20 protein-coding genes and 1 riboswitch are annotated in these 22,729 nt (G+C 70.3%); of the genes, 4 read left to right on the forward strand and 16 right to left on the reverse strand.

Translation table 11 applies throughout. From position 1 onward, the window contains the following. Positions 1 to 19 precede the first annotated feature (19 nt). Positions 20 to 1,162, reverse strand: a complete 1,143-nt coding sequence (locus tag ACZ4XD_RS18905) for a glycosyltransferase family 4 protein (RefSeq protein WP_468043448.1) — start codon at positions 1,160 to 1,162, stop codon at positions 20 to 22. Between the two features lie 239 nt (positions 1,163 to 1,401). Between ACZ4XD_RS18905 and ACZ4XD_RS18910 the strand changes: the two genes are divergently transcribed. Next, positions 1,402 to 2,736 (forward strand): glycosyltransferase 87 family protein, encoded by a 1,335-nt coding sequence (locus tag ACZ4XD_RS18910; protein ID WP_468043564.1) that lies wholly within the window; start codon positions 1,402 to 1,404, stop codon positions 2,734 to 2,736. Between the two features lie 15 nt (positions 2,737 to 2,751). On the opposite strand, the gene ACZ4XD_RS18915 is transcribed toward ACZ4XD_RS18910, so the two are convergent. The 5 genes from ACZ4XD_RS18915 to ACZ4XD_RS18935 form a co-directional block, all read right to left on the reverse strand. After that, positions 2,752 to 4,152: a hypothetical protein gene (locus tag ACZ4XD_RS18915; protein WP_468043450.1), complete on the reverse strand. Its 1,401-nt coding sequence runs from the start codon at positions 4,150 to 4,152 to the stop codon at positions 2,752 to 2,754. A gap of 51 nt (positions 4,153 to 4,203) precedes the next feature. Further along, positions 4,204 to 5,250 (reverse strand): C40 family peptidase, encoded by a 1,047-nt coding sequence (locus ACZ4XD_RS18920; protein WP_468043452.1) that lies wholly within the window; start codon positions 5,248 to 5,250, stop codon positions 4,204 to 4,206. A gap of 232 nt (positions 5,251 to 5,482) precedes the next feature. Beyond that, complete coding sequence (locus tag ACZ4XD_RS18925) at positions 5,483 to 6,508, reverse strand: C40 family peptidase (protein ID WP_468043454.1); 1,026 nt, start codon at positions 6,506 to 6,508, stop codon at positions 5,483 to 5,485. A gap of 304 nt (positions 6,509 to 6,812) precedes the next feature. Then, on the reverse strand, positions 6,813 to 8,186 hold the full coding sequence (locus ACZ4XD_RS18930; protein WP_468043456.1) for an NYN domain-containing protein: 1,374 nt from the start codon (positions 8,184 to 8,186) through the stop codon (positions 6,813 to 6,815). 18 nt (positions 8,187 to 8,204) lie between these two features. Then, a complete protein-coding gene (locus ACZ4XD_RS18935; protein ID WP_388198606.1) occupies positions 8,205 to 8,444 on the reverse strand; it encodes a hypothetical protein in 240 nt (79 codons plus the stop codon). A 293-nt stretch (positions 8,445 to 8,737) separates the two neighbouring features. Between ACZ4XD_RS18935 and ACZ4XD_RS18940 the strand changes: the two genes are divergently transcribed. Next, entirely contained in the window at positions 8,738 to 9,418 is a 681-nt protein-coding gene (locus tag ACZ4XD_RS18940; protein ID WP_042162181.1) for a rhomboid family intramembrane serine protease, read from the forward strand. Further along, entirely contained in the window at positions 9,415 to 9,696 is a 282-nt protein-coding gene (locus tag ACZ4XD_RS18945) for an Lrp/AsnC family transcriptional regulator (RefSeq protein ID WP_042161938.1), read from the forward strand. The genes ACZ4XD_RS18940 and ACZ4XD_RS18945 overlap by 4 nt, the downstream gene beginning before the upstream one ends. Before the next feature lie 414 nt (positions 9,697 to 10,110). Here the strand turns inward: ACZ4XD_RS18945 and ACZ4XD_RS18950 are convergent, their stop codons facing one another. The 6 genes from ACZ4XD_RS18950 to ctaE all read right to left on the reverse strand — a co-directional run bounded on the left by ACZ4XD_RS18950 (position 10,111) and on the right by ctaE (position 17,319). After that, the gene (locus ACZ4XD_RS18950; RefSeq protein WP_468043459.1) at positions 10,111 to 11,532 is read right to left on the reverse strand and encodes an aminotransferase class V-fold PLP-dependent enzyme; all 1,422 of its coding nucleotides are present in this window, start codon (positions 11,530 to 11,532) and stop codon (positions 10,111 to 10,113) included. A gap of 170 nt (positions 11,533 to 11,702) precedes the next feature. Next, positions 11,703 to 11,820, reverse strand: a riboswitch (SAM riboswitch). 91 nt (positions 11,821 to 11,911) lie between these two features. After that, positions 11,912 to 12,976: an anthranilate phosphoribosyltransferase gene (gene trpD, locus ACZ4XD_RS18955; protein WP_468043461.1), complete on the reverse strand. Its 1,065-nt coding sequence runs from the start codon at positions 12,974 to 12,976 to the stop codon at positions 11,912 to 11,914. A gap of 140 nt (positions 12,977 to 13,116) precedes the next feature. Beyond that, positions 13,117 to 14,754, reverse strand: a complete 1,638-nt coding sequence (gene qcrB, locus ACZ4XD_RS18960; RefSeq protein WP_468043463.1) for a cytochrome bc1 complex cytochrome b subunit — start codon at positions 14,752 to 14,754, stop codon at positions 13,117 to 13,119. Beyond that, complete coding sequence (qcrA, locus tag ACZ4XD_RS18965) at positions 14,751 to 15,815, reverse strand: cytochrome bc1 complex Rieske iron-sulfur subunit (RefSeq protein ID WP_468043465.1); 1,065 nt, start codon at positions 15,813 to 15,815, stop codon at positions 14,751 to 14,753. Before qcrA ends, qcrB begins: the two co-directional genes overlap by 4 nt. Next, positions 15,812 to 16,621, reverse strand: a complete 810-nt coding sequence (gene qcrC, locus ACZ4XD_RS18970; RefSeq protein WP_468043467.1) for a cytochrome bc1 complex diheme cytochrome c subunit — start codon at positions 16,619 to 16,621, stop codon at positions 15,812 to 15,814. The genes qcrA and qcrC overlap by 4 nt, the downstream gene beginning before the upstream one ends. 77 nt (positions 16,622 to 16,698) lie before the next feature. Then, on the reverse strand, positions 16,699 to 17,319 hold the full coding sequence (gene ctaE / locus ACZ4XD_RS18975; protein WP_387247357.1) for an aa3-type cytochrome oxidase subunit III: 621 nt from the start codon (positions 17,317 to 17,319) through the stop codon (positions 16,699 to 16,701). Between the two features lie 263 nt (positions 17,320 to 17,582). Here ctaE and ACZ4XD_RS18980 point away from each other — a divergent pair, with 263 nt between their 5' ends. Further along, on the forward strand, positions 17,583 to 17,984 hold the full coding sequence (locus tag ACZ4XD_RS18980) for a DNA-binding transcriptional response regulator (RefSeq protein ID WP_042161926.1): 402 nt from the start codon (positions 17,583 to 17,585) through the stop codon (positions 17,982 to 17,984). A gap of 19 nt (positions 17,985 to 18,003) precedes the next feature. Here the strand turns inward: ACZ4XD_RS18980 and ACZ4XD_RS18985 are convergent, their stop codons facing one another. The 4 genes from ACZ4XD_RS18985 to ctaC all read right to left on the reverse strand — a co-directional run bounded on the left by ACZ4XD_RS18985 (position 18,004) and on the right by ctaC (position 22,500). After that, complete coding sequence (locus ACZ4XD_RS18985) at positions 18,004 to 19,275, reverse strand: L,D-transpeptidase (protein WP_468043469.1); 1,272 nt, start codon at positions 19,273 to 19,275, stop codon at positions 18,004 to 18,006. Between the two features lie 134 nt (positions 19,276 to 19,409). Beyond that, positions 19,410 to 19,808 carry a cytochrome c oxidase subunit 4 gene (locus ACZ4XD_RS18990; RefSeq protein ID WP_042161924.1) on the reverse strand — a complete coding sequence of 133 codons (399 nt, stop codon included), beginning with the start codon at positions 19,806 to 19,808 and terminating at the stop codon, positions 19,410 to 19,412. Then, on the reverse strand, positions 19,805 to 21,541 hold the full coding sequence (ctaD, locus tag ACZ4XD_RS18995) for an aa3-type cytochrome oxidase subunit I (RefSeq protein ID WP_468043472.1): 1,737 nt from the start codon (positions 21,539 to 21,541) through the stop codon (positions 19,805 to 19,807). The genes ACZ4XD_RS18990 and ctaD overlap by 4 nt, the downstream gene beginning before the upstream one ends. After that, on the reverse strand, positions 21,538 to 22,500 hold the full coding sequence (gene ctaC / locus ACZ4XD_RS19000; protein ID WP_468043474.1) for an aa3-type cytochrome oxidase subunit II: 963 nt from the start codon (positions 22,498 to 22,500) through the stop codon (positions 21,538 to 21,540). The genes ctaD and ctaC overlap by 4 nt, the downstream gene beginning before the upstream one ends. Positions 22,501 to 22,729 lie beyond the last annotated feature (229 nt).

Below are 22,729 nucleotides of genomic sequence, written 5' to 3' on the forward strand. Positions count from 1 at the left end.
CGGACTGCGGAAGGGCCGCTCAGAGGAGTTCCTTCAGGCGCTCCGCCAGCAGGTCCCAGCGCCACTTCTCCTCCACCCAGGCGCGTCCGCGTTCGCCCATCGAGCGGCGCAGCGCGGGGTCGCGGAGCAGGGTGACGATGCGGTCGGCGGTGGGGGCCGGGGACCCGCCGGGGACGACCCAGCCCGTCTCGCCCTCCAGGACGGCGTCGGGGGCGCCGCCCGAATCGCCCGCCACCACGGGCAGGCCGGTCGCGGATGCCTCCAGGTAGACGATGCCGAGGCCCTCGACGTCCAGCCCGCCGCGGCGGGTGCGGCACGGCATCGCGAAGACATCGCCGGCGCCGTAGTGGGCCGGCAGCTCCTCCCACGGGACCGCTCCGGTGAACTGCACCGATTCCGCGACGCCCTTCTCCTGGGCCAGCGCGCGCAGTTCCTTCTCGTACGGGCCGCCGCCGACGATCAGCAGCACCGCATCGGGCACCGCGGCCAGAATGGCCGGCATCGCCTCGATCAGGGTGTCCTGGCCCTTGCGCGGGACCAGCCGCGAGACACACACCACCACCGGCCGGCCGGTCAGCCCGAGCCGGTCCCGTACGGCATCGCCCCCCGAACCGGGGTGGAAGGTCTTCTCGTCGACGCCGGGCGGGAGTTGGACCATCCGCGCGGCGGCCTCCGGGGTGAGCGCACCGGCGATCCGCGAGCGGGTGTACTCCCCGAGGTAGGTGAGCGTGTCCGTCCCCGTACCGATCCGGCGCAGCAGCTGCCGGGCGGCCGGCAGCTGTGCCCAGCCCGCCTCGTGGCCGTGCGTGGTCGCCACGATGCGGCGGGCGCCGGCCGCACGGAGCGCGGGCGCCATCAGCCCGAGCGGCGCCGCCGCCCCGAACCAGACGGAGGAGCAGCCGTGTTCCCGCAGCAGCCCGGTGGCCCGCCGGGTCACCCTCGGGGTGGGCAGCAGCATCGTCGTACGGTCCCGGATCACCGGGAACGGCTGGTCGGCGTCGAAGGCGGCGGTGGCCGCGCGCCCCTCCTCGCTGCGCTTCCAGGTCGAGGCGTAGACGACGACCTGGGTGGGGTCCAGGCGCAGCGCCATGCTGTGCAGGAAGGCCTGGATGCCGCCGGGCCGCGGCGGGAAGTCGTTCGTGACGATCAAGGTCTTGTGCACGATGGTCTCTCGACGGTGGGTCTCGGTGACGGGTCTCGGCGGTCGTGGCCCGACAGTACCCGCCGGCACCGGGGGGGGGGGGGGGGGGGGGGGGGGGGTCGGGGGGGGGGGGGGGGGGGGGTGGGGGGGGGGGGGGGGGGGGCCCCCCCCCCCCCCGCCACCCCCGTGCCTCCTCTACGGTCATGACAGCCGCCTTCGGCATCATGCAGAGGCACGAGCGGGAAAGCGACGAGGTGACGATGGACAGGATCAGCAGAGCGCGCGGGGTGTGGCTCCCGGTCGCGGTCTGGGCCGCGACCCGGGCGGTGGTCCTGCTGTGCGTCCTGAGAGTGCTGGTGCTGCCGGGGCCGGACGTCACCACCGACGTCTCGGTGATCTATCAGGGCTGGTTCGGCGTCCTGCAGACCGGCACCTTCCCGCTGAACGATGTGACCTGGCAGTACCCGCCGGCCGCGGCGCTGGCGATCCTCTCCCCCGGTCTGCTGCCGTTCCTGGACTACGCCACGGCCTTCTTCACCCTGATCCTGATCACGGACGCGGCGACGCTGGCGCTCCTGCTGCGGGCCAGCCGCCGGGCGGAGCACCGGCCGGCCAGCGCCTGGGTGTGGATCGCGGGGGTGGCGCTGCTGGGCCCGACGGCCTACGCCCGCTACGACCTGATGGTCACCGCGGTCGCCGTCGCCGCGCTGTTCGCCGCCGCCCGGCGGCCGCGGGTGGCGGGCGCGCTGATCGCCTTCGGGGCGCTGCTGAAGGTCTGGCCCGCGCTGCTGCTGACCGGGGCGGCGCTGCGCGGCCGCCGGGCCCGCGCGCTGTGGCGGACCGCGGCCGGCACCGCGACCGGGCTGACCGTGCTCCTCGTGGCCGCCGCACCGGGCGCGCTGGCCTTCCTCACCTTCCAGCGCGACCGCGGTACGGAGGTCGAGTCGCTCGGCGCGCTGGTCTTCCATGTGGCCCGCCACTACGGGTGGGACGGGCAGGTGCTGCTGAACTACGGCTCGCTGGAGTTCCTCGGCCCGGGTGTCCCGTTCGTCAGCACCGTCTCGCTCACCCTGAGCCTGGCCGCCGTGGGCTGGCTGTTCCTGTGGCGGGTGCGGGTCCGGGAGCTGCGGCCCGGGACGCTGTGCGAGGCCGCCTTCACCGCCACGCTGCTGTTCACGACCACCAGCCGGGTGATCAGCCCGCAGTACATGCTGTGGCTGGTGGGGCTCGGCGCGGTCTGTGTGACCGTACGTGCCGCCCGGCAGACGCTGCCCGTGGTGCTGGTCCTGATCGCCACCGGGGTCACGCTGCTGGAGTTCCCCGTCGGCTTCGCGCAGGTCGTCGCGAGCGATCCGTGGGGCGTCGCGCTGCTGACCGTACGCAACGGGCTGCTGGTCACCGCGTCGCTGATCGCCTGCCGCCGGCTGTGGGTCTCGACCCGGGGCGACGGGCGCGGGCGGGCCGGTCGCGGGCGGACCGGGACCGTCGGCGTGGTGCCCGCCCGCCGTGCGCCCGCCGGGGCCCCCGCCGCTCCCCCGGAACTCACCGGCACCGCCCCGCAGCCCCGTACCGAGGGCGCGCCACCCTCGCCGTGAGCCCGTCCGCCGCCCTCAGCGCGCCAGCTGTTTCCGCACGAAGGCGCGCCACTGCCGGGTGAACTCCGCCATGCTGACGCCCAGTTGGGCGCGCATGGCGTGGTCGGTCCGCTCGGCGCGGGCCTTCGGCCGCTCCCCGGGGCGGGCGGCCGGGGTGGCCGGGCGGGAGCGGGAGGAGGCCGCCGTGGCCGACGAGGCCGCCTCGATCGGGGCCCCCGCACTCCCCGCCGAGACCTGGGCCGCGCTCCTGCCCGCCGCCCGGTAGAAGGCGCGCAGCTTGGCCTCGCCCCACTTCTCGGCGATCATCCGGCAGGCCAGCCAGCTGCCCTCGTAGGCCTTCGCCAGCCGGTCGGCGCCCGCCTTGAAGCCGAAGTCCTCGTCGGTCGGCAGACGGACGGGGAGCTTGCCGGCGGCGACCGCGTGGGTGAGTTCGGGGGCCGTGAGGGCCGCCTTGCGGCGGATACCGCGGTAGGCGGCCCAGTCGGCGAAGCCCTCGGAGAGCCACAGCGGGGTGGCCGGCGTGGTGGCCGTACGGGTGGCGACATGGGCGGTCTCGTGGGTGAGGACCACCCGGCGGCCCAGGTCGTTGAGCTCCTCGTAGGCGTCCGGGTTGATGATCACGCGGTCCGCGGGCGCGGTCGTCGAAACCCCGGCCTCCCCGGTGGTGACCGCCGCGATCCCCGCGTAGCCGGACGGGTCGTCGCTGCCCATCAGCTGCGCCATGCCCTCCACCGAGTCCGGCGCCTCCACCACGACCTTCTGCGACCACTTCCCCTTCCAGGCCGCGGAGACCGCCGGCACCGCCCGGTCCACCCGGTGCGCCAGATCCTTCAGCCGCGCCCGCTGCGCGCTGCCGCCGAGCACCAGGCTGTACCGGCCGCGGACCAGCTTCACCGGCCCCTGGTCCCACAGCTGGCGGGTGCCGCTGCGGCCCGCCGCCGCGCCGTCGGTGTCCGAGGAGATCAGCCAGCGACCGTCGCGCTCGGTCAGGGTGAGGTACTGGACGGCGTGCACCGGCGCGGTGTCGAAGCCCTTGAGGCGGTAGCGCAGCCGCACCTTCGCGGCCAGCCGCGTCCGGTCGCCGCCGGCCGGGAGCGGGAAGGCGTCGGTGGAGTCGAGGTCGTAGTGCCAGTCGGCCAGCGGCACGCCCTTCAGGTGGGCGAACATCGCGCGCTGGCGGTCGCGGTAGCCGGCGGCCCGCGGGTCGACGGAGGCGAGGAAGCCCGCCGCGTCCTGCCGCTCGACGGCGCGCGCGCGGGCGACGAGCATCCGCTGGACGTCGGGGAAGCGGGCCGGGGCCGGCGGGGAGCCCGCGGGCCCGCAGCCGGCCAGCGGGGCGAGCAGCGCGAGAAGCAGGGCGGCGCAGCCCGCCGCCCCGGCCCGCGACGGCCGCCGTCTCGCCCGCTGGTAGGACATGCGGACGATCGTAGGTCGGGCCCGGCCCGGGCAAAAACGCGGAGATCCGCCTCAGGGCCTGGTGACGGACGAGATCGGCATCATCCCGACGGGGTCGTAGCGGACCCGTGCGCCGGGGTAGGGCGCGTGCACCACTTGGCCGTTGCCGACGTACATCCCGACATGGCTGGCGTCCGAACGGTAGATGACCAGGTCACCGGGGCGTGCCTGGCTCAGCGGCACCTGCCGGCCGGCGCCCCGCTGGGCCTGGGAGGTACGCGGGAGGGAGACTCCGGCCCGGCCGTAGGCCCATTGGGTGAGTCCGGAGCAGTCGAAGGACGTGGGGCCGCTGCTCCCCCAGGCGTACGGGCGCCCGACCGCGGCCCGCGCCGCGGCGACGGCGGCGGCGGCCCGCCCGGAGGAGGGTACGGCGCCGCTCAGGTCCGGGGCCGCCTCGCGGTGCCCGTCGCTCCGGGAGGCCCGCTCGTAGGCGGCCCGGTCGCGCTGGGGGAGCGCGTTCAGCAGCCGTCGCGCGGTGGCCAGCTTGCGCTGTACGTCCTTCTTGTGGCGGGCGACGGCCTTGCGGCCGGCCTCCAGCTCGGCGAGCTTCCTGACGGTCTCCCTGCGCTGCTGCTCCAGGCAGCGCTGTGCCGCTTGGAGGCCGCGCAGCTCATCGGCCTGCCGGTGGCCGAGCCGGTCGAGCGCGGAGGCCTTCTCCAGGTAGGTGTCGGGCCGTTCGGAGAGCATCAGCCGGACCGTGGGGTCGATCCCGCCCGACCGGTACTGGGCGGCGGCCAGCGCGCCCAGATGGCCGCGCATCCGGTTCACCCGCTCCTGGGCGCGGGCGGTGCGGTCCTGGAGGGCTGCCACCTCGTGGCGCAGCTCCTTGGTCCGGGCCTGTGCCCCGTTGTACTTCTCGGTGGCCCGCTCCGCCTGGACGTAGAGGCTGTCGACCCGTGCGGCCGCCGCGGCACGGTTGGTGGACGGGCTGCCCGCGGGGTCGGCGGCGGCCGGTGGCGCCGACAGCGCGGCGGCCGCGGTCGCCAGGGCGGCCGACACCACGGTGGCTCCGGCGAGGGCGGTATGGGCGCGCTGCGAGGTACGGCGGTGGGACACCACGAGAGCCGCACTCCTTCCGTGCAGCCCCTGCCGCCCCGGGAGGGCGCGCGGTGAACCGGATGCTGCGAGGGCAGACAGTAACGGCGGCGATGCACACCGGCCAAAGCGCCCATTTCGACCGCAAAAAGCCGCCCCGCCGGTGACTGTGCAGGTCACCGGCGGGGCGGCAGGTCAGCGGCCGAGGCCGCAATTCGCCCGTTCGGGCGGCAGGTTGAGGGGGCTGTACGGCTTGTCAGACCCGCACGCCATACATGAAGGGCATGTTGTTGATCGACTCATAGCGCACGTTGGCGCCCGGCTTCGGTGCGTGCAGCACCTGGCCGTTGCCCGCGTAGAGGCCGATGTGGTGCAGGTCGCTGTAGAAGAGCACCAGGTCGCCGGGCTTGAGGGCGCTCTGCGAGCTGATCTGGGTACCGGCGCTGGCCTGTGCCTGCGAGGTGCGCGGCAGCGACTGGCCGGCCTGCTGGTACGCCCACGAGGTCAGACCGGAGCAGTCGAAGGACGACGGGCCGGTGGCACCCCAGACGTAGGGCGAACCTATCTTGGACTGCGCGGCCTGGAGGGCGGCCGCACCGCGGCCCGAAGCCGGGACGTCATCGCCGAGGTTGACCCGCTCGTTGCTGCGGTTGGCGCGGTCCTCCTCGGCCTGCATGGCCGCCCGCTCCTTGGCGGTCATCTTGTTGAGCAGCTCCTGCGCCTTGCCGAGCTTGCCCTTGATCTCGTCCTTCTTGTCACCGAGCGCCTTACGGGTCTCGGAGAGGTCCTTGATCTTGGCCGCGGCCTCCGCGCGCTCCTGGGCGAGCCGGCGCTGCTTGTCCGCGATGGTCTTCAGCTGGTCGGCCTGCTTGCCGCTCAACTGGTCGAGCGTGGCGGCCTTTTCGAGGTAGGTGTCCGGGTCGCCGGAGAGGAACAGCTGGACCGAGGGGTCGATGCTGCCGCTGCGGTACTGGCCGGAGGCGACCGCACCGAGGCCCTTGCGCATCTCGTTCAGCTCACCCTGGCCCCGGGCCACCTTGTCCTGGAGGTCGTCGACCTCCTTCTGGAGCTTCTCCTGCTGCTCCTTGACCCCGTTGTACTTCTCGGTGGCCTGCTCGGCCTCCCCGTAGAGCTTGTCGACCTCGGACTTGACGTCCTTCTTCGACTGGTGGGGGTCGGCCTGGGCGGCCTGGGACGAGAGAGCCACGGCCGCCGCGGCGGTGGCGGTGAGCACGGTCACGCGGGTACGGCTCGGCTGCTTGGGTCGACGGTGGGACGCCACGGGGGCGAGCTCCTTCTTCCTCCAGCCGCCTACCGGGAAGTGGGGGGGTGAGACCCCGGCTCCGCGTGAACGCCGCGGACTCGGCGGTTCCTTCACTGTTCATCCCGGTTGGATGATCATCTGCATGAAGGTTCGGGGCTGACCTTAGTAACGGAGTTGTGATCGCTTCAAATCCTCACGGGAAAATTCTGCGCCACCAACCCCATCCTTTACCAACATCGCACAGGCAGTAAGCGCCAATTGACGCTCAGATACGGAGCGCAAGCGAATTCCGCGTCCGGCACCCCGAGGAAGGGGCAGTGCGTCAGGTGCGGGCAAGTCGCTTGAGAAGCAAGGCCGATGCGACCGGGCGCGCCCCGGCCTTCGCCACACCGTCGGCCACTTCCCGGTCCGTGGAGACCACGACGACCGGGCGGCCGGGCGGTTCGGCCCTTACCAGCTGACGAATCAACTCATCGGCCGTTACGCCCGGTTTGCTGAACAGGACCCGGACCCCGCGCGGCGGCGCGAGCAGCACCGGCGCCGCCAGCTCCGCCCCGTCGAAGACACAGGTCATCTCGGCGCCGGTCTGCGCCGCCAGCACCGCGAGGCCGCCCAGCAGCCGCAGCCGCTGCTTTTCGAGCGGCATGGTCGGATAGCCGGTTTTGGTGACGTTGTAGCCATCCACCACCAAATGCGCCTGCGGCAGGGCGAGAAGCTGGTCGAGCAGCGCCGGGTCCATCTCCGACAGCGCCCGGGTCGCGATGTCCTTGGGCGTCATCCGCCCCGGCGCGACCGCCTCGACGGTGTCCGCCGGGTGCACGTTCGCGGGCGGCAGGGCCAGTTCGCGGCGCAGCCCCTGGGCCGCGTCCAGGACCGTGTCCAGCAGCAGCCGCAGCCGCATGTCCTCGACGCTGCGGCCCTCGCGCGCGGAGCGCCGGCTGGTCTCCAGCGCCGTCTCGGCCTCGGCGATCCGGCCCTTGAGCCGGCGCACCTCGCTGTCCGCGCCGGTCTTCTCGGTGGCCGCCCGGTCCCGCTCCTCCGCCAGCGCGGCCTCGGCCTTGCGGACCGCCGCCTCACCGCGCTTGATGTCGCTCAGCGCACTGCGCAGCTTGCGCCGCAGCGACTCGTTCTCCTTGCGCACCGCATCCAGGTCCACCCGGATGCGGTCGGCCTCCGTACGGGCCTCGCCGCGCGCCTGCGCCAGCTCCTCGCGCAGCCGGGCCAGCTCCCGCTCGGCCTCCTCGCCGGCCCGCTCGGCGCGCGCCCGCTGGGCCTCCTCGCCGGCCGCCGCGACCAGCTTGACCCAGCCCTCGGGCCGCAGCACATAGGCCGCCGCCGCGACATCGAGCGGATCGGCGGCCGCGGGCGGGGTGCCGTGCTCCAGCGCCGCGGCCAGCTCCGGCTGCGTCTCGTGCAGCTTGCCGGCGATCCGCTGCCGGAAGACCGCGTCGCTCTCCAGCGCCGCGGCCATCGCGTTTCCGGCGAATTTGGCCCGACGAGTCGGGGTGAACCGGGCGTACTGCCGCAGCGGGGGCGGGAGTTCGGCGACCGTCAGCGCGCCGAACGACTCCGCGGTGAGCGCCACGACACGGCGCCGTACGCCCTCGGGCAGCGGTCGGTCGAGCACCTCGTCCGCCGCACCCTCGGGTACGTCGTCACGCCGGGCCCCCGGCTCCCCTTCTGGACGGTCCACCACGGCTGCCTCGCTCCGATCTCAGGCGTTCGCGCCCGGACGGTCCACCAGCTCGATCTGGTCGACCGCGTTGCACCAGCGGCAGCGCACGGACTCGATGCTCTCACTGAGGACCTCGCGCTCCTCCACCTTCGGGTCCCCGGCAAGGTCCAGGTGGACGTACTCCACCACCTTGGACCGGCGGGTCACATCGAAACGCGTGAGGTTGCCGCACAGCGTGCAGCGCCACCGGGTTTCGGCCGTCGGCAGGGGAACAGCCATCGTGTCGTCCTCTTTCGTACTCATCGTCATGTGCTGTTGCGCGGTTCACGCGGTGCGCCGTCGGACTGCGGAAGTACGCAAGGTACTGCCTGTAACCCTACGGCCTGACGGGGGGCGGGTGCGGGCCCCGCCCGGGTGCCGGGACCCGGCGAGGCGCTCTGTCCCGATTGCCCGCATTAAGCCATGATCACTTCATGACGGCGCCGGCCCCCTCTCCCCGTTCTCCCCGCTCCTCCGGTCTCCTCCCCCGTCGTCCGCACCCCACCCGGTCCCTGACCGCGGTGTTCTCGCGGATGACGAATGTGCTGATCGGCCTGTGCTGTGCGGTCTTCGTGCTCGGCCCCGCCTCCGGCCTGAACCGGATATACGGCACCGGCGACGCCCTGCTGAAGGCCCAGACCGCCTATTTCGAGCGGTGGGGCGTGATCCCGCTGGATCTGTGGAGCGGCTCGGTACGGGCGCTGGTCACGCCGCTCACCGCGTTGTTCGTGCACGGCAGCTGGCTGCACCTGCTCGGCAACATGCTGTTCCTCTACGTCTTCGGCGCGATGGCCGAGGCGCGCATGGGCCGGCTGCCGTTCACCGCCTTCTACCTCATCATCGGCTACCTGGCGCTGCTCGGCTACGCGGCCGCGCACGCCGACTCGGGCCAGACGCTGGTCGGCGCCTCCGGCTCGATCTCCGGCGTCCTGGGCGCCTTCCTCTACCTGTTCCCGACGGCCCGGGTCACCAGCCTCTTCCCGTTCCTGTTCTTCCTGCCGCTGCGCTTTCCCGCCTGGATCGTGCTGCTCTTCTGGTTCGTCATCCAGTGGCAGGCGGCCCAGGACGACCCCCGCGGTCCGGGCGTCGCCTACCTCGCCCATGTCATCGGCTTCGCGCTCGGCTTCCTCTACGCATGGGCCCGCTACGGGAGGGATAGTGTGGGGGCCACCAGGGCGAACGACCGGGCGACCGAGGAAGAGAGCCAGCCGTGATCACGTCGATCGTGCTCATCAAGACCAACGTGGACCAGATCCCGGAGATCGCCGAGAAGATCGCCGCGCTGGACGGCGTCAGCGAGGTCTACTCGGTCACCGGCGCCCACGACCTCATCGCGATGGTCCGCGTCGCCGCCCACGACGACCTCGCCGACGTCATCCCCGGCCGCATCAGCAAGGTCCCCGGCGTCACCTCCACAGAGACGCACATCGCCTTCCGCACGTACAGCCAGCACGATCTTGAGGCTGCCTTTGCGATTGGGCTGGAGGCCTAGCCCTTCTTTTCCCACGTTTTCGGCTTTCCCGCCGTGGGTGTTGCTCGCCGTTGCGCCTGCGGCGGGCCGGGTGGTTTGTGGGTGCGGTGACGGGCCGGAGGGGCCGGTGAGTGGGGGCGGGCGTCCGTAGGCTGTTTCACTGCGACCAGTGCGGCGCACCGGACCACTCAGAGCAGCCCCCACCAACCGTTTTCCCACCACCCAACGGGAGGGGACGGGCCGGAGCGGGGGGGGGGGGGGGGGGGGGGGGGGGGGGGGGGGGGGGAGGGGGGAGGGGGGGCCCCCCCCCCCCCCCCCCCCCCCCCCCCCCGCGCAGGCCCGTCACCGCACCCAACAGCCCCGCGCAGCGGACCCCGCCCGCCGCAGGCGCAACGGCGAGCAACACCCACGGCGGGGAGGCCGAAAACGTGGGAATTAAGCCGGCACGCAACGCCCGGCTTCGGTGCGGTAGTTCCAGCGGGCCCCGTTCGTCACCAGTTCCTTGACCGCGCGGAGAAAGCGGTCGATGTGCTCATCCGGTGTGCCCACGCCCAGGCTGACGCGGATGGCGTTGAGGGACTTCTCGCCGGGGGCCGCGTCGGGGGCGCCGCACTCGCCGGGGTCCTGGGGGGCGCTGCCCAGGAGGGTGCGGACGAGGGGGTGGGCGCAGAAGAGGCCGTCGCGGACGCCGATGCCGTACTCGGCCGACAGCGCGGCGGCGAAGTGGGAGCTGTTCCAGCCCTCGACGACGAAGGAGAGGACGCCGACGCGTGCCGCGTCGTCGCCGAAGAGGGAGAGCACGTTCACCTCGGGTACCTCGGCCAGGCCGGTGCGGAGGCGGGCGATCAGCTCCTGTTCGCGGGCGACCAGGCCGTCGAAGCCGGCCTCGGCGAGTGCCCGGCAGGCCGAGGCGATGGCGTAGGCGCCGATGACGTTGGGCGAACCGGCCTCGTGCCGGGCCGCGGTGGTGTGCCACTCGACGTCCACCCCGCCGTCGGTGCGGCGGGAGACCTTGCGGCTGGCGCCGCCGCCGGCCAGGTACGGGGCGGCGTCCCGCAGCCAGTCCGCGCGGCCGGCCAGCACCCCGGCGCCGAACGGCGCGTAGAGCTTGTGTCCGGAGAAGGCGACCCAGTCCACGTCCAGCTCGCCGAGGTTCACCGGGTGGTGCGGCACGAGCTGCGCGGCGTCCAGCACGATCCGGGCGCCGTGGGCGTGCGCGGCGGCCGCCAGCTCCCGCACCGGCCACAACTCACCGGTCACATTCGACGCACCGGTCACGCATACCAGCGCCGGGCCGTAGGGCTCGCGCGTGGCCAGCGCCTTCTCCAGGGTGTCCACGGCCTGCTGCGGGGTCCGGGGCGCGTTGAGGTAGGTCACCGTGGTGTCCGGGCGCTGCTCCCACGGCAGCAGCGAGGCGTGGTGCTCGGTCTCGAAGACGAACACCCGGGTGTTCTCGGGGAGTACGGACGCGAGCAGGTTCAGCGAGTCGGTGGTGGAGCGGGTGAAGACGACCTGGTCGCCCTCCCGTCGCCCGCCACCGCCCTTGCCGGACCGGGCTTCGCCCGGGCCCCCTTCGGCCCGGCAGCCGAGGAACTCCTCAATCGTGCGGCGGCTGTTCTCGAAGAGGTCGGTGGACAGCTGCGAGAGGTATCCGGCGCCGCGGTGCACGCTGCCGTAGTACGGGGCGTAGGCCGCCACGTCGTCCCAGACCCGCTGGAGCGCGGGGGCGCTGGCGGCGTAGTCCAGCGCGGCGTAGTCGACCTCGCCACCGGTCACGAGCGGGACGAGGACATCCCGGCCGAGAACCGGCAGCGGGGCACAAACGGAACGGTCGGCGGCAACGGCGGAACCAGACATGGCGAACTCCCGTAAGAGGTAAGCGAATTCGCTGCGGGCGGGGGCGCGAAGGCGCGCCGGGGCAACCGCGGCGGGAAAAGAAAAAGGGATGCGGAAAAGGGGCCGTCGGGCCCTATCGCATTCGCTGATTCACGGAAGTTCTCCCTCGGGGACCAGGATCCCTGGCGAGGGATCCGCGCTTGCCGCAGACCTCGCTGCCTACGGCCTGGTCATCACCCGGGGCACCCCGCCACGGAAGGAGGGTTGCCGGACAGCGGGCCGGGGCCTGCATCGCTGTCACTCGTGACCTGGGCAGAATCATGCCACACGGGCAAAGAGGCGCAAGGCCCGGTCCGTATGACGGACTGAGCCTTGCGTCACACCCTGCGTCACCGCTCGCTCATGTGTTGCTGGCCGCCACCCAGCGCTCCAGCGCCCGCTTGGCCGCCCCGGAGTCGATCGACGCGGCGGCCCGCTCGATCCCGGCCCGGATCTGCTCGGCCAGCGGAGCGTCCGCCGGCTCCAGCGCGACCAGCGCCGCCGCGGAGTTCAGCAGCACCGCGTCGCGCACCGGTCCGGTCTCCCCGTCCAGCAGCCGGCGGGCCACATCCGCGTTGTACGAGGCGTCCGCCCCGCGCAGCGCCTCGACGGGGACGAGGGGGATGCCGACGTCGCGGGGGTCGAAGGCCTCCTCGCGGACCGTGCCGTCGCGGACGATCCAGACCCGCGAGGTCGCGGTCGTGGTCAGCTCGTCCAGGCCGTCGTCGCCCCGGAACACCAGCGCCGACGAGCCGCGCTCGGCGAGCACCCCGGCCAGGATCGGCGCCATCCGGGCGTCCGCGACACCGGTCGCCTGGGCGCGGACCTTCGCGGGGTTGGTCAGCGGGCCGAGCACATTGAAGGTCGTACGGATGCCGAGCTGGGCCCGCGCGTTGGCGACGTGCCGCAGCGCGGGGTGGAACTTCACCGCGAAGCAGAAGGTGATGCCCGCTTCCCGGGCGACCTCGGTGACCCGCTGCGGGGTGAGGTCGAGATTGACCCCGAGCTTCTCCAGGACGTCGGAGGCGCCGCTGGCGGAGGAGGCGGCGCGGTTGCCGTGCTTGACGACCTTGGCGCCGGTGCCGGCGACGACGATCGAGGACATCGTGGAGATGTTGACGGTCTTGGCGCCGTCGCCGCCGGTGCCGACGATGTCGACGCTGGGGCCGGGGACCTCGATCAGCCGGGCGTGCTCGTACATGGTGCGGACGAGCCCGGAGATCTCCGCGACGGTCTCGCCCTTGGCGCGCAGGGCCACCGCGAACCCGGCGATCTGGGCGTCGCCGGCCTCGCCCCGCATGATCTTGTCCATCGCCCAGGCGGTGTCGTCCGCGCTGAGGTCACGGCCGGCGAGCAGGGCGTTGAGGAGCTCGGGCCAGGTCTGGGCCGCCACGCTGTCGCCGCCAACCGGGGTCACAACGTTCATGGTCCACTCTCCTGGATTGTCTCCTGCTTATGCCGTCACCCTATCGAGCCAACGGGCACGCCGGAGGGCCCCGTCCGATCACCGGACGGGGCCCTCTGGGTGGCGTACTACCTACGGTGCGCTAGGAAGCGCTGCGGTGATCAGTGGTGGCCGTGGCCGCTGGTGATCTCCTTGTACTCCTCGACCGTGGCCTTCGGGATGACGTTGTCCTCGCCGTAGTAGGCCTTGGAGAGCTTGGCGCGCAGCTTCTGCGAACGCGACAGCTTGCGCTCCACACCGTTCTCGTCGACCTCCGGGCCGAGCTCCAGCGGCGCGGGCTGCTCGTGCTGCGTGAGCAGGTGCAGCTGCTCCTGGTCGAGCGGCTCGTGGACCTCGATGAACTCACCGTGCGGCAGGCGCTTGATGATGCCGGACTCGCGGCCGTGCAGCACCTTGTCCTTGTCGCGACGCTGGAGCCCCAGGCAGATCCGCTTGGTGGCGATGAAGGCCAGCACCGGTCCGACGAAGAACGCGATCCGCACGAACCAGGTGATCGAGTTGATCGACAGGTGGAAGTGCGTCGCCCACAGGTCGTTACCGCCACCGATCAGCATCACGAAGTACGCGACGAGCCAGGCGACACCGAAGCCGGTACGGGTCGGGACGTTGCGCGGGCGGTCCAGGATGTGGTGCTCGCGCTTGTCGCCCTTGACCCAGGACTCGATGAACGGGTAGACCGCGATCGCGACCAGGACCAGCGGGAAGACCAGGATCGGGATCAGCACACCGAAGTTGAGGGTGTGGCCCCAGAAGTTCCACTCCCAGCCCGGCATGACACGCACCAGACCCTCGGCGAAGCCCATGTACCAGTCGGGCTGGGCGCCGGTGGAGACCTGGTCGGGCCGGTAGGGGCCGATCGCCCACACCGGGTTGATGCTGGCGATCGCGGCGATCACCGAGATCACACCGAAGACCAGGAAGAAGAAGCCTCCGGCCTTGGCCATGTAGACCGGCAGCAGCGGCATGCCCACGACGTTGTTGTTGGTCTTGCCGGCACCCGGGAACTGGGTGTGCTTGTGGTAGAAGACCAGGATCAGGTGCGCCACCAGCAGGCCGAGCATGATGCCCGGCAGCAGCAGGACGTGCACCGTGAAGAACCGCGGGATGATGTCGTGCCCCGGGAACTCCCCGCCGAAGATGAAGAACTGCAGGTACGAACCGACCAGCGGCATCGCCAGGATGACGCCCTCGATGAACCGCACACCGGTGCCGGAGAGCAGGTCGTCGGGGAGCGAGTAGCCGGTGAAGCCGGTGAACATGCCCAGCACCAGCAGCAGGAAGCCGAACAGCCAGTTGACCTCGCGCGGCTTGCGGAAGGCGCCGGTGAAGAACACCCGCATCATGTGGACCATCATCGCGGCCAGGAAGACCAGCGCGGCCCAGTGGTGGATCTGGCGGATCAGCAGACCACCGCGCACGTCGAAGCTGATGTCCAGCGTCGACTCGAAGGCCTGCGTCATCCGGACCCCCTGCATGGGCACGTAGGAACCGTGATAGGTCACCTCGGCCATGCTCGGGTGGAAGAACAGCGTCAGATAGACACCGGTCAGGATGATGATGATGAAGCTGTAAAGCGCGACCTCACCCAGCATGAAGGACCAGTGGTCCGGGAAGATCTTGCGCATGTTGGACTTGGCCAGGCTGTAGATGCCCAGCCGGCCGTCCGCCCAGTCGGCGATCCGCTCGCCCCGTGGCGCCTGGCCACGGCGCGGGTTGGTCGCGCTCGTCTCGTTACTCATCCGCGCTCCCAGAAGCTCGGGCCGACGGGCTCCTCGAAGCCGCTTGCGGCCTCCAGGAAGCCGTCCTTCTCTGTGATGTGCAGCTGCGGCAGGGCGTGTCCGGCCGGACCGAAGATCACCCGACCGCCGTCAGAGAGGTCGAACGTCGACTGGTGGCAGGGGCAGAGCACGTGGTGTGTCTGCTGCTCGTACAGGCTGATCGGGCAACCCACGTGGGTGCAGATCTTCGAGTACGCCACGATGCCCTCGTGCGACCAGGACAGCTCGTGCTTGTCCTTGATGTTCTGCGGCTGGATCCGCACGAGCATCAGGGCGTCCTTGGCGATCTCCTGAGCGAACTCCTCGTCGTGCTCCTCCAGGCCCTCCGGCATGGCGAACGTCAGGGAGCCGACCGCGATGTCCTCGGGACGCAGCGGGAGGTTGGTGGACTGGTTGACCAGGCGGACGCCCTTCTTCCAGTTCGTGGTGCGCAGCTTGTTCCCGGGCAGCGGCCCGAGGTCACGCAGCAGCACCACACCGGAGAGCGGCACCAGGGCCAGCGCGCCGAACATCGTGTTGCGGATCAGCTTGCGGCGGCCGACCTGCGACTCCTTCGCCCCCTGGGCGAAGTCCGCCATGACCTTGGCCTTGACCTCCGGCGCCGCCTCGATCGGGTGGCGCTCGTCGGCGACCTCCTCGTCCGACATCAGCGTGCGGGCCCAGTGGACCGCACCGGCGCCGATGCAGAAGAGCGCCGCGCCCAGCGTCAGACCGAGCGCGAAGTTCAGCGCGCTGATGTGACCGAGCGGCCAGATGTAGACGTTCTGCTCGATCGGGATCGCCACGTACGAGGCGATGAAGGCGACCGTGGCGATCATGGACACGACGAAGAGAAGCGCCACGGTGCGCTCGGAGCGCCTGGCGGCCCGGTCGTCGATGTCCTGGGCACGGTGCTCGTGGGGCGGCAGACCCGGGTCGGCGAACGGGTTCTCCGCCGTGGTCACCGCACCTTCGTGAGCCGTCTCCCGCTCACCGGGAAGGGTTTCTTCTGGCACGTCTTCGTGTCGTCCAGTCTCACTCATGACTTCTTGGCCTTCGTAGTCCGGGCTGCGACCCAGATGGCGACCGCGATCAGCGCGCCCAGGCCGAAGATGTAACCGAAGAGACCCTCACTGACCGGACCGAGACCGCCGAGGTCGAGGCCGCCGGGGCTCTCGGATTCATCGCCGTTGACGGCGCCGAGGTACGCGATGATGTCCTTCTTGTTCTGCTTCGACAGCGAACCGTCACCGAAGGAGGGCATGTTCTGCGGGCCGGTTTCCATGGCCTCGTAGATGTGCTTCGGGTTCACGCCCTCAAGCGTCGGCGCGTACTTGCCATCGGTCAGGGCGCCGCCCTTACCGGTGAAGTTGTGGCACTGCGCGCAGTTGGTGCGGAACAGCTCGCCACCCTTGCCGATGTTGGCACCGTCGGGGCTGTACTGCTCCTTGTCCGGCACGGTCGGGCCGGCGCCCAGCGAGGCGACGTAGGCCGCGAGCTGGTCGATCTGGGCGTTGGTGTAGATGTTCTTCTTCCGCGGCACCTGGGCGCCGGGCTGCTGGGCCGGCATCCGGCCGGTGCCCACCTGGAAGTCCACGGCTGCGGCGCCGACGCCGACCAGGCTGGGGCCGTCGGAGGTGCCCTGACCGCCGGTGCCGTGGCAGCTGGCGCAGCCCACGGCGAAGAGCTTCTTGCCCTCCTTGATGGCAAGAGACTGGGCGGTGTCATCGGCCTGAGCCTTGTCCGCCGGCGCGAACGCGGCGTACAGCCCCCCAGTGACCGCCAGCGCGAAGAGTAGGACGACGAGCGCCGCCAGCGGATGGCGCCGTCGTGCGGAGAGCTTTTTCACGGATTACCCCGGTGTCAGGATCTTCTGCGTCGATGCTTTGGATATGTCTGTCTGATACGAGCCGGTATGGATCCCGACTACTTGATCAGGTAGATCGTGGCGAAGAGGCCGATCCAGACGACATCGACGAAGTGCCAGTAGTAGGACACGACGATGGCCGCGGTGGCCTGCGTGTGGGTGAACCTCTTGGCCGCGTACGTCCTGCCCAGGACCAGCAGGAAGGCGATCAGACCGCCCGTCACATGCAGTCCGTGGAAACCGGTGGTCAGGTAGAACACCGAGCCGTACGGGCCGGACGAGAGCGACAGGCCCTCGTGCTTGACCAGCTCCGTGTACTCGAAGACCTGACCGCCGATGAAGATCGCACCCATGACGAAGGTGACCACGAACCAGGCCCGGAGCTTCTTGACGTCCCCGCGCTCGGCGGCGAACACGCCGAGCTGGCAGGTCAGAGAGCTGAGCACCAGGATCGTGGTGTTGGTCGCGGAGAACGGAAGATTCAGCGCACTGGCGGATTCCTTCCAATACTCGGATCCGGTCACCGATCGAAGGGTGAAGTACATCGCGAAGAGGGCCGCGAAGAACATCAGCTCGGAACTCAGCCAGATGATGGTTCCGACGCTGGTGAGGTTCGGCCGATTGACCGACGGGTGCGCGTGCCCGGTTTCTACTGTCGTTGCTGTCGCCACGACCGACATTATGTCGGTCGCTTATCCCGCCCTCACTCCGGGGGGTGCCGTTCGGTGTGTCAAGGACGTATGCGCTGCTCGTACGGACGGTTCCGGCGGTCGCTCGAAGGAGGGACGCCGCCGTCCGGTCGCCGTGCCACGGGCCCGCCGGCGCCGGTCCTGACGGGCCGTCGGGCAGATCTTGGATCCGGTCAACCCCTCCTGCCGGCGCCCCTTGCGGGAGTAGCATCCGCCCCACCCGATGCTGTGCCGCTACGAAGCGTGGAGGAACGATGCAGGCGACTGCCACGGTGCTGGTCTACAGCGACAACGCCAACACCCGCGAGCAGGTCCGGCTGGCGGCCGGACGGCGCCCCGCCGCCGATGCCCCGCAGATCGAGATCCTGGAGTGCGCCACCGCACCGGCCGTCCTGACGGCCCTGGAGCAGGGCGGTATCGACGTCTGCGTCCTGGACGGCGAGACCGCGCCCGCGGGCGGTATGGGCGTCTGCCGGCAGATCAAGGACGAGATCTACCGGTGTCCGCCGGTGCTGCTGCTGATCGGCCGCCCGCAGGACGCCTGGCTGGCCACCTGGAGCCGGGCGGACGCCGCGGTGACCCATCCGCTGGACCCGGTGGCCTTCGCCGACACCCTGGCCGGGCTGCTGCGCCGCAGGAACCTCGTACAGGCCTGAGCGGCCTGCTGGGCGGCGCTCAGATCCGCGGGCGCAGCCGGGCCTCGCCGACCGGGTTCTGCTCCCGCTCGGCCGCTCCTGTGGTGCTGGACGCCTTGTTCTTCAGCGCGCTGCCGTCCCGCCATTCCTTCCAGGGCATGTTCCAGTCACCGAAGCCGTTGCCGAACGGCGTCATCATCTCGCCGCCGCTGTTGAGGACCCTGACGATGTCGCCGACCCGCACGGTGTTGAAGAACCACTGGGCGTTGCCCGTGGACATGCCCGTACAGCCGTGGCTGACGTTCGCCGCGCCCTGCGATCCGACGGACCAGGGTGCGGCGTGGACGTACTCGCCGCTCCAGGTCACCCGGGTGGCCCAGTAGACCGGCAGGTCGTAGGAGTCCCCGCTCCCGGCGGCGATGCCGACGGTCGAGCTGCGCATCCGTACGAAGCTCTCCTTGCCGAGGACGACCTTGATGCCGTTGCGGGTGGAGAAGCCGGGCTTGCCGGTGGTCACCGGGATGGTCTTGATCGACTCGCCGTTGCGCCACACCGTGAGCTGGTGCGTGCCCGCGTCGGTGATCGCCTCCACCCGGTCGCCGGTGGTGAGCTTCACGGGCTTGGACGGGCCGCCGTAGAGCCCCTTCGCGATCTTCAGGCCCGCCAGGTTGCTGTGCACCGAGATCGTGGCGTGGGCGGGCCAGTACTCCTTCGGGCGGAAGTGCAGCTTCTTGTCGTCCACCCAGTGCCAGGAGCCCTCCACCCGCGGCATGGAGTCGACCTTCAGGGCGCTCTCCACGATGGCGCGGGCCTTCGGGTCCTTGACGGGCTGGCTCAGCTCCGCGGTGACCGGCTGGCCGACGCCGTACTCGCCGGCCTCCGGCCCGAAGGCGGCCGTCAACTGGCCGTCCGCCTCCTGGGTGTTGACCACGAGCGTCTTGCGGCCGGGCTCACCGTCCTCCTCGGTGCTCACCCGCACCGTGTAGCGGGAGCCGGCGGCCAGCGGCGCGGTGGTGCGCCAGTGCCTGCCGTCGGCGCTCAGCTCGCCGTGGACGAAGCGGCCGGTGGAATCGGTGGCCGTGACGTCGGTGATGCGCGCGTCGTCCCCGTTGACGGACACCTCAAGCGGCTTGTCGGGGTCCGCCTTCTTGTTGCCGTCCGGGGTGTTGGCCGAGATCTGGTCGGCCGCGTCGTAGGGATTGGCGGAGAGCGCTTCCGAATCCGAGCCCCCGCACGCGGTGGCGCTCACCGCAAGGGGCACGAGCAGGAGGCCGCAGCTCAGCACCGTCCGGGTTCGAGGTCTGTGACTCATGCCCCAAAAATATGAAGAATCACCTGTCCCAGCGCGCTGGAGGACTGCAAACGGGTCTGGCCCGCGCCACCAAAAGCGGCGGGCCCGGACACCTGTTGAGGTGTCCGGGCCCGCCCGACGGCAGCTGTGTGCCGTTACTGCGTGCGGTTCTCGCCGTGGTAGTACTCGAAGACCCAGCCGAAGAGACCCACGAGGATCACCGGCAGGGAGAAGTACAGCAGCCACCAGCCGAAGACGACGCCCAGGAAGGCGAGCGCGCCACCGACGGCCAGGGACAGCGGCTGCCAGCTGTGCGGGCTGAAGAAGCCCAGCTCACCGGCGTCGTCCGAGACCTCGGCGTTCTCGTTGTCCTGCGCACCCGCGTCGACCCGCCGGGCCGTGAAGGCCAGGTAGTAGCCGACCATGATGCACAGGCCGAAGGCGAGGAACAGTGCGGTGGTACCCGCCGGCTCCTTCGACCAGACGCCATAGACGATCGCCATGGCGAGGACGAAGACGGAGAGCCAGATGAACATCTTGCCCTGGATCTTCACTTGCCCGCCTCCTTGCCGCCGGCGAGGCTCTTGTCGTCCTCAGTGGCGCGGCCGTTGTGCAGCGCGTCCAGAGCTGCGATCTCCGGGTGGTGCAGGTCGAACGCCGGGGATTCGGAGCGAATACGCGGCAGGGTGAGGAAGTTGTGCCGCGGCGGCGGGCAGGACGTCGCCCACTCCAGCGAGCGGCCGTAGCCCCAGGGGTCGTCGACCTCGATCTTCTCGCCGTACTTGGCCGTCTTCCAGACGTTGTACATGAACGGCAGGATCGACAGGCCCAGCAGGAACGAGCTGATCGTCGAGATGGTGTTCAGCGCCGTGAAGCCGTCGGCCGCGAGGTAGTCCGCGTAACGACGCGGCATGCCCTCGGCACCCAGCCAGTGCTGGACGAGGAACGTGCCGTGGAAGCCGATGAACAGCGTCCAGAACGTGATCTTGCCGAGCCGCTCGTCCAGCATCTTGCCGGTGAACTTCGGCCACCAGAAGTGGAAGCCGCAGAACATCGCGAAGACGACCGTACCGAACACCACGTAGTGGAAGTGCGCCACGACGAAGTACGAGTCGGAGATGTGGAAGTCCATCGGCGGCGAGGCCAGGATGACACCGGTCAGACCACCGAAGGTGAAGGTGATCAGGAAGCCGATCGCCCAGAGCATCGGCGTCTCGAAGGACAGCGAGCCCTTCCACATCGTGCCGATCCAGTTGAAGAACTTCACACCGGTCGGCACCGCGATCAGGAACGTCATGAACGAGAAGAACGGCAACAGCACGCCGCCCGTCACATACATGTGGTGCGCCCACACCGTGACCGAAAGACCGGCAATCGAAATCGTCGCCGCGATCAGACCGATGTAACCGAACATCGGCTTCCGCGAGAACACCGGAATGACCTCGGAAATGATGCCGAAGAACGGCAGCGCGATGATGTACACCTCGGGATGACCGAAGAACCAGAAGAGGTGCTGCCACAGCAGCGCCCCGCCATTGGCCGCGTCGAAGACATGCGCACCGAATTTACGGTCCGCCTCCAGCGCGAACAGCGCCGCCGCCAGCACCGGGAAGGCCAGCAGGACCAGCACACCGGTCAGCAGCACGTTCCAGGTGAAGATCGGCATCCGGAACATCGTCATGCCAGGGGCGCGCATGCAGATGATCGTGGTGATGAAGTTGACCGAACCGAGGATCGTGCCGAAGCCGGAGAAGGCCAGACCCATGATCCACATGTCGGCGCCGACGCCCGGCGAGCGGACCGCGTCCGACAGCGGGGAGTAGGCGAACCAGCCGAAGTCGGCCGCACCCTGCGGGGTGAGGAAGCCGGCCACCGCGATCAGCGAGCCGAACAGGTAGAGCCAGTAGGCGAACATGTTCAGCCGCGGGAACGCCACGTCGGGCGCGCCGATCTGGAGCGGCATGATCCAGTTCGCGAATCCGGCGAACAGCGGCGTCGCGAACATCAGCAGCATGATCGTGCCGTGCATCGTGAACGCCTGGTTGAACTGCTCGTTCGACATGATCTGCGTGCCGGGACGGGCCAGCTCGGCGCGCATGAGCAGCGCCATCAGGCCGCCGACGCAGAAGAACGCGAACGACGTGACCAGGTACATCGTGCCGATGGTCTTGTGGTCAGTGGTCGTCAGCCACTTCACGACAGCGATGCCGGGTTGCTTCTTGCGTACGGGCGGTGCTGCCGGAGCCGTATCGGCGGCGGCACCCTGAGGTTCGTTGAGGATGCTCACTGGTTCTTGGTCTCCGCATTCCTGGCGTGATCCGTCTGCTCAATGCCCGACGGCAGGTATCCGGTCTGGCCCTTCTTCGCCAGGTCCTTGAGGTGCTCCTGGTACCGCTCGGGGGAGACAACCTTGACGTTGAAGAGCATCCGGGAGTGGTCGACACCGCAGAGCTCGGCGCACTTGCCCATGAAGGTGCCCTCCTTGTTGGGAGTCACCTCGAAGACATTGGTGTGGCCCGGGATGACGTCCTGCTTCATCAGGAACGGCACCACCCAGAAGGAGTGGATGACGTCACGAGAGGTCAGCACGAACTGAACCGTCTCGCCCTTCGGCAGCCACAGGGTCGGACCGGGGTTGCCGGTCTGCGGGTTACGCGTACCCGGGGTGCCCGTGTCGTAGACACCGTCGGCACCAGCCGGCGCGGTCTTCTTCCACTTGTCCGGGATCGCCTTGAGCGCCGGGGAGTCGATGGCCGACGTCGACTTGTCGCCGTCCGTGTTCTCCAGGTAGTTGAACGCCCAGCTCCACTGGAAGCCGACCACGTTCACGACGTGGTCCGGCTTCTTCGAAGTCTTGAGGAGTGCGCTCTCATCACGTGCGGTGAAGTAGAAAAGCACCGCAATGATGATGAACGGCACGATCGTGTACAACGCCTCGATCGGCATGTTGTACCGGGTCTGCGCGGGGACCTCCACCTTGGTCCTGCTGCGGCGGTGGAAGATCACGCTCCAGATGATCAGGCCCCACACCAGCACGCCCGTTGCGAGGGCGGCGGCCCAGGAGCCCTGCCAAAGAGAGAGGATCCGCGGCGCCTCGTCGGTGACGGGCGTTGGCATGCCGAGGCGGGGGAAGTCCTTATATGTGCAACCAGTCGCGGTCGCCAGGACCAGGCCCGCAGCAAGCACCTGCGGCAGCTTCCGCCGCATCGGGCGCCGCGACGAGCGGTCGGAGCCGTTGGGACTCACGTAGCGCCTTCCCGAGAGTCTCGCCCGCGAGACCGGCTGCGGCCGTCTCGCTGGTCGGTCGCCGGCCCTGGCGCGGGCAGGGGTTTGGATGTTTATGCGGACCAAACCCTACTGGACGCTATTTGGGGTCGCGCGGGGAGGGTGCCCAACGCGCCGCGTCGCACCCCTAAGGGGTGGCCAGGGCCTCCCGGAGACGTCCGCCGAAGCCCCGATTACCCGCTTTCACCAG

It is taken from the genome of Streptomyces sp. NPDC029466 (assembly GCF_055574515.1).